Source organism: Halobacteriovorax sp. JY17, assembly GCF_002753895.1.
Taxonomy (GTDB): Bacteria; Bdellovibrionota; Bacteriovoracia; order Bacteriovoracales; family Bacteriovoracaceae; genus Halobacteriovorax.
Genome location: NZ_NJER01000001.1, coordinates 711,194 through 725,245 on the forward strand (window position 1 = coordinate 711,194; position 14,052 = coordinate 725,245).

Genomic DNA, 14,052 nt, shown 5'->3' on the forward strand with positions numbered 1-14,052 from the left:
TTTAAAAATCATGAGGGGGGAGGTAACACTCCCCCTTTTTTTCACTAGTGGAGCTTCTTTTGAAGAATATTTTCTCAGTAAGTTTAAAATCATTGGTATTATTCAGAATTTCTCTAGGAGTAATACTCTTTTTTGATTTTTTAAACAGATTCGATATTATCCACCCATTTTATAGTGACATAGGGATAGCTTCTCGATCATTCATAATGAATAATGAAGAAATACCTTGGAAAATGTCGCTTCTAAATTTGAATGGTACTCCAGCCTTCGCCAATCTTTTAGCAACAATAGGACTAATCTCATCTTTGCTCATCACATTAGGCGCAAGAACAAAAATAGCATCAATTATAGCATGGGTCTTATTAATCTCATTCCAAAATAGATTTCCAATAATTAACCATGGAGGAGATAATTTGCTACGGCTGCTCCTTCTCTTCTCTATTTTCGCACCTACAAATTTATACCTCTCTCTGGATAAGTTCTTTGGACAAAGTCATGAGCTAGAGCCTCCCGAAGAAGTCTCTACTCCATTTACATTTCTATTTTTTATTCAAATTTTCTTAATGTATTTTTTCACATTCTTTTACAAGTGGAATCCATCCTGGCTCACAAAGTTTGATTCTTTATACTTTGCAATGAGCTTAGATATATTTACAACACCAATAGGTACGCAACTTCTAAATTTCCCAAAATTAATGAGCATTGGTTCATTTTTCACTCTGTGGCTAGAAGGTCTAGGACCACTATTTCTACTAATACCATGGAAAAGAGATTACTTTAGAATGATTGTAATCATATTATTCTGGTTTCTACATCTTGGAATATTATTAACAATGAATCTTGGTAATTTTCCGTGGATATGCCTTGCGCTTTGGCTTCCTATTGTACCAAATAGCTTCTGGACTTTTTTATCGAAGAAAAACACAAGAGCCTTAGGTTATACACTATATTTCGATAGCAACTGTGGCTTTTGCAAGAGATTCTGCATCCTTCTAAAGAACATATTCTTCTTATCAAAGCTAGAGGTAAGCTCAAGCAACAAAGATGCAGAAATTAATAATTTAATCGAAAAAAATAAAAGTTGGTTATTAGTCGATCCTAAAAACAATCAATACATTGAATACTATGTATTTTCAAAGCTTTTGGATCAGAGTTTCTTAACTAAACTACACTTCATCTATGCAAACAAACTCTCTTTATCTCTAGGGAACTATGCATACCAAAGGATATCTAAGTTTAGATTTTTGATTGGATCCACGCTCACAAATCTATTCAACATAGAATTAAAAGTGCACACAAATATATCTGGAATAATATTTGCGACACTTTTAATTTCATTATCTATTTCATGGAATTTTGAGGGTTATTTAGGTTCTAGTAAATTTGATATTAAAGAACCCTTTACTAGTATTGCATTTGCTCTTGGATTAAACCAACAATGGAATATGTTCGCTCCCAAGCCTATGAGAAATGATGCCTGGTATATTATAGATGGAAATCTACAAGATGGCACAAGATTGAATCCTTTAACAAAAGAATCGATTAGTTTTCAAAAACCTCTCCACCCACAAAACACTATGAAAAATTCACAGTGGAGAAAATTTTATCTTAACTTATCAAAGAAGTCTGAGAAGAAATATTTACGTAAGTTCGCTAACTATATTTGCAGAGAATGGAACAACCATAATGAAAACAAGCTAACAAATTTCAAAATATATTACATGCTAGAAAGAACTCCAGATGACCCTAAAACTTTATTAAAAGTTAATAAAAACCTTATATGGACTTATGATTGCTTTTTTTAAAAAATTTCTCATCTCAATAGACTCTAACGTCTAATCTGATTATAAAAAAACAATCAAACATAGAAAAAACACGGACACACTTAATCAGTACTTATATAAGCTCTAATTTTCTTCTGTTCAAAATAAGAAAAGACAACTGGTACAATAAATAAAGTAATAGAGGCGACAAGCATTCCCCCAAGAGTTGGGATTGCCATCGGTTTCATGACTTCACTACCAGTACTCGTTGACCACATGATTGGAATGAGAGCGACAACAGTTGTAGTTGTAGTCATTACCAAAGGCCTAATTCTCCTAGAGCCAGCTTCTATGATACATTGTTTTAGCTCTGTCCAATTCTTAGGAACAGTGTTCTTAATAGACTCTTGTAAGTAAGTCATCATCACGACACCATCATCAACGGCGATACCAAAGAGAGCAATAAATCCAACCCATACAGCAACGGAAGTATTAAATCCTCCAATCCATAAAAGAATGAGCCCTCCTGAAAATGCAACGGGAACAGCACTAAAGATAATCGCCGAATTTCGAAGATTCTTTATACCCAAAAAAATGAGAAATAAATTTATTAAAAGAGCGAAGGGAATAAGAAGTAAGAGTCTATTATTTGATCTCACTTGATTTTCATATTGTCCTGCCCAGGAAATAGAATAACCCTTAGGGAGCTCTATCTCTTTTTCTACAAGAAGCTTTGCTTCCTCCACAAACCCAATAAGATCTCTTCCTTGTACGTTTAAGAGAACAAGTGAGCGAAGCATTCCATTTTCAGATTGTATGGCCGCAGGGCCAGTCACAACTTTTATTTCAGCTAATTGCTCAAGAGGAATATGTTGGCCCAGAGGACTTGGAACAAGAACTTTCTTTAACTCATCTATTCTATCTCTAAGCTCTTTCTTGTAGCGAACACGAATAGGATAGCGCTCTCTGCCTTCAATAAACTGCCCTATACTCATCCCACCAACAGCAGTCTGCAAAATTCTATTAATCGTTCCCGTATTTATTCCGTAGCGACTTGCGGCAACGCGATCAATATCAAATTCAATATAAGGCTTTCCTGTTATTTTCTCTGCATAAATTCCATAGCCTCCATCAACTTTTTCAATCAATGCGCCAATTTTTGAGGCGAGAGACTCTAACGTCTTCAAATTATCACCAAAGATTTTAATTCCAATTTGAGTTTTAATCCCTGTTGAAATCATTGCTATTCTATTTTCAATAGGAAAGAGCCAAGCGTTTACAAGTCCAGGAACCTGTAACTTTAAATCTAGCTCATTCATAATATCGTAAATAGAAGTTCCACTTGGCCATTGATCTTCAGGTACAAGTTTGACAATAGTTTCAAACATCGCCACAGGAGCTGGATCAATTGCTGTATCAGCTCTCCCCAGCTTACCAATAGCATTCTCGACTAGGGGATGTGCCTTTAAAACCTTATCCGTATAGGCCAAGAGCTCTCTTGCCTTTGTCATACTCACATCGGGAGTCGTTACTGGCATATAGAGGATTTCCCCTTCATTAAGAGAAGGCATAAATTCCTTTCCAAGTCTTGTATATGAATAACATCCCAGAATAAAAATAATGAGAGGAAGAATCAAAAAAATTCTTCTATGCTCAAGAGTCCAATTTAAAATTGGCTTATAAGTGTTAACTAGAAATTTACTGACCTTATTCTTTTCTACAGGCCTTAATTCACCTTTTAGAAAGAATACTGACAGTGCTGGCACCAAAATAATGGCAACGACCACAGAGCCAAACATGGCGAGAGTTTTTGCCCAAGCGAGAGGACCAAATAACTTTCCCTCACTTCCTTCAAGAGCAAAGACTGGTAAGAAGGTTACAATAGTTGTCGCAACTGCCGTCAAAATGGCAGGGCCAACTTCCCTAGCAGAAGAAATGGTGATTTCGATACGCTCCCTTGCACTTGCAAGAGGCTTCTGAGCAAGACTAGAGTAAATATTCTCCGTCATGATAATTCCCATATCCACCATTGAACCAATAGCGATAACGAGACCAGATAAACTCATGACATTTGAATCGATATTTAAAACTTTCATGAGAATGAAACTAATACCCACACCAAAAGGAAGAGTTAATGTCACTAAGACAGAAGACTTAAAGTGCAAGAGAAAGAGAAGAATAACAATGACAGTGATAATAATCTCTTGAGAAAGAGAGCTATAAACAGTTCCCATAGTTCTCTCTATAACTTCTGTTCGATCATAGAAGGGAACTAACTTCACACCTTTAGGAAGACCTTGTTCTACGGTTTTAATTTTCTTTTTAACTTTATCTATTACTTCCTTTGGATTTTCCCCAAAGCGCATGGTCACCACACCGCCAACGGATTCAACCCCATTCTTATCTAGCGCGCCCCTTCTAAAGGCCGGGCCAAGATGAACAGAGGCGAGATCACTCACCCTAATAGGAGACTTATTTTTTACCGCTACGACGACGTTTTCAATATCTGCCAGAGATTTAAAGAAACCCTTACCTCTCACGATAAATTCTCTATCTCCGTCTTCTATAACTTCTGCGCCAACGTCAATATTGCTCTCACCAATGGCCTTAACAAGCGCTGAGAAATGGATATCAAAAGCGATGAGTTTATTAGGGTCCACATCAATTTGATATTCTTTTACAAAGCCGCCAATACTTGCGACTTCGCTTACTCCTTCTACACTTTGTAAGAGGTAGCGAATATAGAAGTCTTGAATAGATCTAAGCTCCGCTAAAGATTTTGGATTACTAGCTGTTGGATCATTCTCAACTGTGTACCAAAAAACTTGTCCAAGCCCTGTGGCATCAGGCCCCATCTTAGGGGTTACACCTGGAGGAAGTTCTTTAGAAGTTGTTGAAAGCTTCTCTAGGACTCGGCTTCTACTCCAATAGAAGTCAACATCATCATTGAAAATAATATAGATAATAGAGAATCCAAATGCTGAAGTTCCTCTAATATTTTTTACGCCAGGAAGTCCCTGCATCATTACACTTAAAGGATAAGTCACCTGTTCTTCAATATCTTTAGGAGATCTTCCCGCCCATTCTGTAAAAACGATTTGTTGGTTTTCACCAATATCAGGAATCGCATCAACTCTTGCTGTCTTTAGAGAGAAAATAGAGAGAAGCGCTATAAAACAAAAAATGATAACGACATAAGCTCTCTTTCTAATGGAGAATTCAATAAGATTTTGAATCATAGATCACTCATCTCTTCATAACCCCCAAAGAGTTGCGCTTGTGCATCGAGAAGGAAGTTACCTTCAATTACAACTTCTTCTCCTTCCTTTAATCCGTCTTTTATTTCTACATAGCCATCAGATTCAAACCCCGAAGAGATAGTCTTTGCTCTAAATTCCTTATCGCTTACTTTAACCCAGACAACTTTTCTCTTTCCCGTATCGATAATGGCACTTCTTGGAACCACTAGAGGTGAACCTCTTAAATCTATTTTTAAAACAGCATTCGCAATCATTCCAGGTTTTAATTTTCCACTTGAGTTTTTAATAGTTGCTCTAACCTTTAATGTTCTAGACTTAGAGTCGAGAACAGGATTTATAAAGTCGATGACTCCGGTAACAAACTCACCAGGAAGAGAAGTAAACTCAAGCTCTACTTTCTGTCCTATTTCTACAAGTGTTGCCTCTCTCTCATAGACATCCATCTCTACCCACACATCAGAGAGATCAGAGAGATCAAAGAAGTTTTGCCCTTCCTTAAAATAGCTTCCAACAGAAGCATTTCTCTTTCTTACTATTCCTGTTGTATTTGAAAAAATTGTAATCTTCTTTGGAACCTTCTTCTGTTTATACCAAGATTCATATTGTTCCGATCGAATTCCCCAGAGCTTCAATCTCTCCTCAGTTTGAGAGACCATTTCTTTGAACTCACGACTTTTAGAATTCTTAGAACTATCCCTTGCCAGTAGATACTCCTCGCCAGCAGTGATGAGTTTAGGACTGTAAATATCTACAACAGGATCACCTTCCTTCACAAAACTTCCTGTGGACTTCACATAGACTTTTTCAACCCTTCCACCAATTCGTGCAGGAATACTACTCTCTTTCTCTTCTGATTGAAGAACAGAGCCAAGTAACCTCACCTTCTTTGTCATCAACATACTTGTCACAGGAAAGTACGACGGTTTGAAGTGACCTAGCTGGGCCTTTCTAAGTTTTACACTAGCAACTACTGCCGAAGCGTTAGAATTATGGACTCTCACCATCATTGTCCCATCAATTGGGCACTCTTCCTCTACTTCACTCTTAACTTCTGGGTGGTCTTTACACTGCCATACCACGGCCTTTGGAGCTTCCTCACTATGTAAGTGATTTTCATGAGAAGATTCTTCTACTTCAACCTTAGTTAAATTCATATGACAGATAGGGCACTTACCAGGTTTACTTTCTTTAACACTAGGGTGCATAGAACACGTGTAATAGCTAGAGACCTTACTGGACGAAGCCTTACTCTCCATAGGAGTTTCACTCTTAGAGCACCCAAGAAATAATATGAGAAATAGGCAATAGATTAATTTATTCACTGAGCTTTTCCCCTAACGTATATTTTAAAGCGACTTTAAATGAATCCCTCTTTGAGAGAAGGTCACTCTTTAATATGAGTATATTTTGTAATTTTAATTCCGACTGAAGAAGCTCAAGATAGCTAGAGTTTCCAAGACCGTAGGACTTAGAAGTAATCGCTCTAGAATTCTTTGCAAATTTAATCATCTTAGAGTTTAAAATAAAGAGATCTTTTTCAGCCTTACTTATTTCATACTTTAAGATTTCGGAATCTCTATTTTTCTTTTTCTCATAATTTTCAAATTCTTTCTTCGCTGTATACTTTTCAAAAACAGCACTTCCTTTCTTGGAATACTTATCTCCAGAAAATGGAAGTGGAAAGCTCACCGAGGCCCCAACAAAATCTCCCCGCCCATCGATATCAGATCTCTTAGTATAACCTAGAGAGAAGGTAATATCGGGAATATAGTCTTTATTAGCAGCGGAGAGAGCGAGATCCTTTGCTTGAACCTTAGATTGTAGAGAGAGTTCCTTAAAGTCTTTACTCTCTTTGTTCTCTTTATTCAAAATATGCCAAGGGATTGTTCCTTCTTTAATTCGTGAGAACTTTTCTCCTAAGAGATACTTAAGACCATTTTTAATTTTTAAGAGTTCAAACTCTCTACTATTTAATTGAATCTCAACTTCAGACTTTCTTATTTGAATTTCTAGAATAGCTTGTTGAGAAGTTTTACCATTCACATAGAGCTTCTTACTTACTTTAAGAATCTTTTCTAACCAGAGAAGATTTTCTTTTAAGATTTCTCTTTCTTCATTTGTCTTTCTCTTTAAAATAAGAATCTCCCAAAGAGACCTTGTAAGCCTTCTTTTTAAGTCCCCCGCTTCGAACTCATAGGATTTAGAAAGCTCTCTAAAAGAGTCTTCAATTACTCCATACTTATTTGTAAGAGATATTTTTTGAGATATACCAAACTCAACTCCTGTCATAGGAGTTTCATCTCTCTTTAAAGAGTCTTTTGGAAAATTCTTCGCGGCGACCTTAAACATGGGATCACCCCATGATCCCTTTGAAGCGCCTACCTCTTTCGTAGAGTTTGACATCCCTATTATAGATTCCACACTTGAGTGCGAGCTTAGGATCTCTACCGCTTCATTAAAAGTGAGCGCAAAGGAATTCAGAGATAGCATCAATAAAAAACAAATTTTCAACATAGTAAATTTCTCAAGAGGGTTACTTAAGTACATATACTGGATAATACGAGAGCAAAGAGGTTTTTGTGACAAAGGGAGGAAGAAATCCTCCCTTTTGTATGTAACTTATTAGAATTTAAACATTGAAGGTAGCGGAAGAACAAATGCCTCTCCCATTGAAGGAAGTGACTTAAGATTTCCGTCTACAATAACGTCTGCAACTTGCTCTCTTGAAGTAGAGATTGAGTCTTCAACACTTCTTGTATTTGAAAGAATTCCGGCCTGAACAGCACGCCCTGTATTTACAAGACCACCAGTTACAACTTTATCAGTTAGGTAGTTCTTGTAATCAACAGTTCCCATGATGATCTTCTTAATATCAACAGGAGCAAGTGATGGGTTAGCATCTTTTACTCTCGCAGCGATATTTGCAACATATGGTGCCGCTTGTGAAGTTCCAGAAACTTTAACATACTCATCACCTGGAGCCGTAGAAAGAATTCCTACACCAGGAGCTGCAACATCAACCATTCCCTTTCCGTAGTTAGAAAAAGGAGCGATAGCAAGTCTTCCCATTGTTGCGGCAACAGAAATAACATTATCAGATTGAATATTTGTTGGAGAAGTTGGGAACTTGTCATTATCAAGTCCGTCGTTACCAGCAGCAAAGACGAATAGAGTATTTGGAGCAGCTTCAACTAATCTAGCGTTCTCTCTAACAGCAGCCTCTAGAAAAACAATACTTAACTCATGATTAAGCTCAGGAGTTGGGTCTTTTCTAAAGAGAGTCTTATAAAGCATTGCTGTGATTTGCATGGCCTGTGGATAACCAGTTCCAAACGATCCGTTAGCTACGTCGGCCTTATGTCCGTCTACATAGTAACCAATCTCTTCCATCATTGCCGCTTGTTGATTCGCAAGAAGCTCTAGACCTTTCTTAAACATTTTAAGAGCAAAACTATCTTTCTTAGAAATCTTATCTTGTCCCGGAAGCTTCACTTCAGTTGGGATAAGTTTTACTGCAAGAATTTTTGCTTGATCAGCTTTCTTTGCAGCGATACCAGCAACGTGAGTTCCATGCATGAAGTTACCGTAAATAGAAATTCTCTTGATAAAAGCTTCATCTTTAACAATTTCTCTTGCCCACTGCTTTTCTTCTTCAGTCGCAGTTCCTCTCATACTTTTCTCTTGAACAACAAAGAATTTTCTGATGTCTTCGTTTAGAGTTCCAAGATATTTGTAATCAATAATTTGGTTATTACTTTCAGCGAAGTTCCAACCATTGATATCATCTTGATAACCATTTCTATCTTCATCTCTATTATTATTTGGGATTTCAACAGAATTGATCCATGCTTTTGGAGCAAGCTCTTTGTGCTTTAGATCTGTACCAGAATCGATAATGGCAACAGTCGAAGCTAATGTACTAAATGAAAATAAAAGACCGAGTCCTAGGGCCATTTTCTTCATGGGAACCTCCTATGGGAACATATAATTATCCGTCTATAGATAACTTGAAATAAATAAATTTAACGTTAATATTATTGAAAATAAACAAGTTAGAGTCTTGTTAAAAAACCTTTCATTTGCTGTCATATAGGGAGAATTCATGCGTATTTTCATTACAAAACCAATTTTAGAGGACGCAACTCTCATGCTGCAAAGCGAAGGTCACCATGTAATCGTCCATCACGGCGACTCTCCTCTTACAACTGAAGAACTCTATCTAGAGGCCAAAGCTTCTGACGCACTTATAACAATGCTTAGTGACAAAATCGATCGCGACTTTCTAAGCGCCAATCAGCATTTGAAAGTCATTTCCAATTACGCTGTTGGATATAATAATATTGATGTGAGTGCGGCCACTGAGTTTGGAATTAAAATTGGCAACACACCAGATGTTCTTACTGAGGCCACCGCTGATCTCGCCCTCTCACTCCTTTTAGATGTTTCGAGAAAAATCACTGAGTCCATGCGCTCAATTGAAAGTGGAAATTGGAAAGGCTGGGAGCCACTAGGTTTTATTGGACAGAGTATGCGTGGAAAAACTCTTGGTATCTTTGGCGCAGGAAGGATCGGGCAATGTTTCGCAGAGACTTGCAATAAGGCCTTTGGAATGGAGATTCTCTACTGCTCTAGAAGTGAGAAGCCAGACTTTCAAGGGCAGAGAGTGAGCCTTGAAGAACTTCTCTCTAAGAGTGATGTCATAAGTATCCACTGTGACTTAAATAGTGAAACAGAGGATCTTTTTAACTTTGAAGCTTTTAAGAAAATGAAAGAGAGCGCTATTTTTATTAATACCGCCAGAGGACAAGTTCATAATGAAGAAGATCTAGAGAAGGCCATTAGGGAGAGAGTCATTTGGGGTGCAGGCCTAGATGTCACAAATCCCGAACCCATGAGTAAGGATTCTCCACTTCTTGGCCTAGAGAATGTGGTTATAACCCCACATATTGGTTCGGCCACCCAAATTGCCAGATCTCAAATGAGCAAGCTAGTGGCAACAAATATACTCAATGGACTAAATGGGGACAAACTTACCGCAGGAATTAACTAACTTTTAGACAGTTATTAGTCCAAATTACAATAACTTAAGGAAAAACCAAATCTTTAGAAAATATATAGGTTGAAATGTCTCACAAAGGAATAAAATATATTTATTATCAATAGAAAGTGAGGCAAGTATGATGAAATCTAAAATTCTAATCGTTGATGACAGTGAGGACATCAGAGTTTTAGTTCAAAAAATTCTTGGTGATAAGTATATTCTCGCTATGGCAGAAAATAGTGAAGAGGCCTTAACGAAGGCGGTAGAATTTGCGCCTGAGCTAATACTCTTAGATATTATGATGCCAGATACCAGTGGTTACGAAATATGTAGCCAATTAAAATCTAGGGACGAACTAAAGAATACACCTATTATTTTTCTCTCTTCTAAGACTGGAAGCAATAGTCGCGTAACTGGCTATAAGCTTGGGGCCATTCAATATATAGAAAAACCTTTTGAAGCGGAAGAGCTTAAAGAAGTTGTAAATTCTGTTCTTAAAAATATTTCTAGAACAGATCAAAATGAAATTCAAAATTACGAAGACATCACTCTCAATATTCCATCACAGGAAGTTGTAGTCATTGGGGAGAGAGTTCATTTTACAAGCAGTGAATTTAAAATCATTCATTTGCTTTTAAAGAATACTAATCGAGTTCTAAGCCGAGAGAAAATATTAAATCATATTGCTCCAGGGAATTTCTCGGCCAACGATCGCATGATTGACACTTATATTTCAGCGCTACGAAGAAAGATTAAGAAGTCCAACTTTCAGATTAAGTCTGTCTACGGCGAAGGATATAAGATCATCGCAGCTGCATAAATGATGAATAGAAATTCATTTTTGGTTCACATTTCTGCATGGGTATTACGCTTTAATAGTATTAATGCTTCTAAAGGGAGTTGTTATGCTTGGCAAAAATGTTGTTCTCATTGATGATTGTTTAGACTACACTGCGGTTCTTAAAAAGAATTTAGAAAGAGAAGGGTTTAAAATTAAGTCTTTCAAGCACCCTGTCGCTGGCCTTGACTACGTAAAAGAAAATTACGCAGAAGTAGATCTCATTCTCCTAGACCTTATGATGCCCGAGCTGAGTGGCCTCGAATTTCTTTCAGCACTAAAAGAAAGTAAGAATAAATCCCTCTTTAAATTTAAGATCTGCGTCCTGAGTGATAAGCACGATCTCTTAGAAATTGAAACATCATTTAAACTAGGGGCCAACGAATATTTTTTAAAATCGGAGAATATAGAAATTCTTGTCGAGAGAATTTATGAATTTATGGAAATTACAAAACACCCTGTCCCCGATCAAGATAAAGAATTTATCTCTCTTTTAGAAATTACAAATATCATTCATGACTTTCAAGTCGTGGAGTTCGATGAAAATAACGTCATCCTCTACTCCAGAGAAGAGCTGCCGATCCACTCCACCATTCAAATCAATTCAGAGAAGTTAAAGAAGTATAAACAAACCAATATGCCCATCAACTGCATTGTCGACAATTGTGAAATCTTAGACGAAAGAGTTCTAATCACTTGCCAATACTTAGACCAAGCAGCATAAGTTACTGAAATCTTGTATTGTAATTTTAACATTCTCCCAAACTCCCCTTTCCTATGTGTGAAAAATTTCATAGTATTATCAAAAGTATTTATTCACATGGGAGATCAAATGAAACAATTACTATTATTAGTAACACTACTAGGACTTACAGCTTGTAATGACTTAGATGGAACGTTTAAAGCACAGAAAGACCTAGTTTTTAAAACAAAGAAGAGTTTATTTTCTAGTAAATATGTAAGCGTAAAAGTTCCTGCTAGAGAGTATAAAGCAGAGTTTAACTTCACGGGCTTTGAGAACTTAAAGATTGATCTATCAGGAATTGATAAGACAATTAAGATTAAACTTCCAGATAATTTAAATATCAATGAAAGAGACGATGAGTTCTATATTCAAGGTTCTGATGTAAAGCAAATCTATGACTTTGATGGAAGAATTAAAACTGATTACACTCGCGGAGAAACTCGTAGAGAAAGAGAAACTTGTTCTTACACAAGATACGAACCAAGATGTAGAACAGTTTGTCACATCAATGGAAGAGGACATGAAGTTTGTAGATCAGAGTGTTCACAAGTTCCTGTAACGTACTGGGGAAATAGAAGAGTTGAGTACTATCTATCAACTAGAAATACTCAGATGAGACTTAAAGTATTAGAGCCATCAACTTCTGAAACTGTAGGTCAATTTCAAGGTAATGATGTAAGCACTAGTAGAGTTGTTACTTTCGAAACACAATGTAGATAATATTTTTCTTCTGAAGTTAGCAGTTGCTAGCTTCAGAATTTTTCTTCTTTAAAGTTCTAAGAGCTACCAAAATAAAACCAAGCATAAGAAATAATGATCCGCCACCTGAACTCGTCGTATCCTTTCTATCTTTATAGATCACGCTTCCACAAATCCCTCCAGAATCAGTTGATGTAGTAAGAGTTGGACCTGAACTTACAGGAGCCGTTCCCGCACTTGCATCTTCATCATCTTCAAAAGTTGAATCAGGGCTTTCCGCCGCGGCCAATTGAATAGATCTCCAAGCAAGAGCAATTCCAGTTCCACACTTATCTTCATCACATCCACTAGACCACGGAAAAGATTTTGCGGCCTCTTTCACAAGGGCCATAAGCTGATCAGGATAAAGTCCAGGATTCACTCCCTTCATAAGAGAGACAATGCCTGCCACATGGGGAGCGGCCATACTTGTTCCACTCTGATAGACGTAACTCTCACTTGAAGGAGTTGTACTTCCCGCGTTTCCAAGACTTATAACGCTCGACCCATTTCCCCCTCCTGGGGCGGAGACGTCGACAATTTTCCCGTAGTTTGAAAATGAACTTCTATAACCATTCTGTGTGCTTGACCCTACAACTAAGACCCCCTGACAATTTGCAGGAGTAAAGTCAGTGGTATCTAGGTTCGCACTACTATTTCCAGCGGCCACCACAACAACTGCCCCTCTTGCCTTGGCCTGATTAATTGCATCTTGCATATAAGCACTGCAAGGACCTGTTCCACCAAGAGAGAGATTAATAACTGAGGCAGGGTTTGCATTGGTAGGCGCTCCACTTACTGCAACACCTGCCGCCCATTTAACGGCGTCGGCAATATCTGAAGTGTAACCACCGCACTTTCCAAGAGCGCGCACAGGAAGAATCTTTGCGTTCCAATTTACGCCCGCAACTCCTTTAGAGTTATTACTCTGAGCTGCGATTATTCCCGCCACATGAGTTCCATGCCATGAAGAATTTCTTGTAGAGCCTTGATAGCAAGAGTCTCCGTAAGCAATCCAATCTCCCGGATCGCTTGGGTCACTATCTCTTCCGTCTCCGTCATTAGCAAAAGAGTTATCACTAATCATATCGTAACCAGGAAGTATTTTAGAATTAATATCACTATGACTAACGATTCCAGTATCAACAACTGCTACAACTGTTGAGCTACTGCCTTTATAACTATCCCAAGCTTCAAAGGCCTCAATACCTCCGTCGCTATTTCCAAGTGCCCACTGTTCAGAAAGTCTTGTATCATTAGATGTTGATGTAATATCTATTTCTTGAGTATTCATAAGAGTATCAACCTCTACATACTCAACTAGAGATGAGTTCTTTAACGCCTCATACTCCTCTTTCATCTTCTTTCTATCTTTGAAATTTTTCTTAACGAATCTAGAACTCGATTTAAAGTTCTCTGTTTGAATGAACGGTTTGTACTTAATGATAAGTCTATTCTTGGCGCTCGCTTCAATTGTAAAAATACAGGCCAAGACGCCAAGAATTAACTTAGGGGTAGAGTCTCTCACAATCATCTTCCTTGATGAATATTAATCTCGTTCTCACAGCTCCCATCCTAGAAGCTACTCCTATATAAGCATTATCTGTGCCAGATTTTGGAACATACTTTCAACTAGATAAACCTCGCAAAACACCCCTAGTGTCAAA

At 37.5% G+C, this 14,052-nt stretch carries 10 protein-coding genes; 5 read left to right on the plus strand and 5 right to left on the minus strand.

Features of this window, described 5'->3' with window-relative positions; genetic code table 11:
* Positions 1-59: 59 nt before the first annotated feature.
* Positions 60-1,805, plus strand: a complete 1,746-nt coding sequence (locus tag CES88_RS03215; RefSeq protein WP_290730863.1) for a hypothetical protein — start codon at positions 60-62, stop codon at positions 1,803-1,805.
* A gap of 80 nt (positions 1,806-1,885) precedes the next feature.
* Here CES88_RS03215 and CES88_RS03220 read toward each other — a convergent pair whose 3' ends face one another.
* From CES88_RS03220 to CES88_RS03235, 4 genes are all read right to left on the minus strand, one after another.
* Complete coding sequence (locus tag CES88_RS03220) at positions 1,886-5,002, minus strand: CusA/CzcA family heavy metal efflux RND transporter (RefSeq protein ID WP_290730866.1); 3,117 nt, start codon at positions 5,000-5,002, stop codon at positions 1,886-1,888.
* Complete coding sequence (locus CES88_RS03225; RefSeq protein ID WP_290730867.1) at positions 4,999-6,345, minus strand: efflux RND transporter periplasmic adaptor subunit; 1,347 nt, start codon at positions 6,343-6,345, stop codon at positions 4,999-5,001. Before CES88_RS03225 ends, CES88_RS03220 begins: the two co-directional genes overlap by 4 nt.
* A complete protein-coding gene (locus CES88_RS03230; protein ID WP_290730869.1) occupies positions 6,338-7,444 on the minus strand; it encodes a TolC family protein in 1,107 nt (368 codons plus the stop codon). Before CES88_RS03230 ends, CES88_RS03225 begins: the two co-directional genes overlap by 8 nt.
* Before the next feature lie 201 nt (positions 7,445-7,645).
* Positions 7,646-8,986, minus strand: a complete 1,341-nt coding sequence (locus tag CES88_RS03235) for a S8 family serine peptidase (RefSeq protein ID WP_290730871.1) — start codon at positions 8,984-8,986, stop codon at positions 7,646-7,648.
* Between the two features lie 139 nt (positions 8,987-9,125).
* Here CES88_RS03235 and CES88_RS03240 point away from each other — a divergent pair, with 139 nt between their 5' ends.
* The 4 genes from CES88_RS03240 (at position 9,126) to CES88_RS03255 (ending at position 12,367) form a co-directional block, all read left to right on the plus strand.
* The gene (locus CES88_RS03240) at positions 9,126-10,073 is read left to right on the plus strand and encodes a D-glycerate dehydrogenase (RefSeq protein ID WP_290730873.1); all 948 of its coding nucleotides are present in this window, start codon (positions 9,126-9,128) and stop codon (positions 10,071-10,073) included.
* A 127-nt stretch (positions 10,074-10,200) separates the two neighbouring features.
* On the plus strand, positions 10,201-10,884 hold the full coding sequence (locus CES88_RS03245) for a response regulator transcription factor (protein WP_290730875.1): 684 nt from the start codon (positions 10,201-10,203) through the stop codon (positions 10,882-10,884).
* 85 nt (positions 10,885-10,969) lie between these two features.
* Positions 10,970-11,626, plus strand: coding sequence for a response regulator (locus CES88_RS03250; protein ID WP_290730877.1), 657 nt, complete (start codon positions 10,970-10,972; stop codon positions 11,624-11,626).
* 108 nt (positions 11,627-11,734) lie between these two features.
* On the plus strand, positions 11,735-12,367 hold the full coding sequence (locus CES88_RS03255) for a hypothetical protein (RefSeq protein WP_290730879.1): 633 nt from the start codon (positions 11,735-11,737) through the stop codon (positions 12,365-12,367).
* Positions 12,368-12,383: 16 nt separating this feature from the next.
* On the opposite strand, the gene CES88_RS03260 is transcribed toward CES88_RS03255, so the two are convergent.
* The gene (locus CES88_RS03260) at positions 12,384-13,913 is read right to left on the minus strand and encodes a S8 family peptidase (RefSeq protein ID WP_290730881.1); all 1,530 of its coding nucleotides are present in this window, start codon (positions 13,911-13,913) and stop codon (positions 12,384-12,386) included.
* Positions 13,914-14,052 lie beyond the last annotated feature (139 nt).

Bases quoted from the DNA above. Each gene is read 5' to 3' on its own strand.
- CES88_RS03220 (WP_290730866.1), bottom strand. From the start codon at position 5,002: ATGATTCAAAATCTTATTGAATTCTCCATTAGAAAGAGAGCTTATGTC.
- CES88_RS03235 (WP_290730871.1), bottom strand. From the start codon at position 8,986: ATGAAGAAAATGGCCCTAGGACTCGGTCTTTTATTTTCATTTAGTACA.
- CES88_RS03240 (WP_290730873.1), top strand. From the start codon at position 9,126: ATGCGTATTTTCATTACAAAACCAATTTTAGAGGACGCAACTCTCATG.
- CES88_RS03245 (WP_290730875.1), top strand. From the start codon at position 10,201: ATGATGAAATCTAAAATTCTAATCGTTGATGACAGTGAGGACATCAGA.
- CES88_RS03250 (WP_290730877.1), top strand. From the start codon at position 10,970: ATGCTTGGCAAAAATGTTGTTCTCATTGATGATTGTTTAGACTACACT.
- CES88_RS03255 (WP_290730879.1), top strand. From the start codon at position 11,735: ATGAAACAATTACTATTATTAGTAACACTACTAGGACTTACAGCTTGT.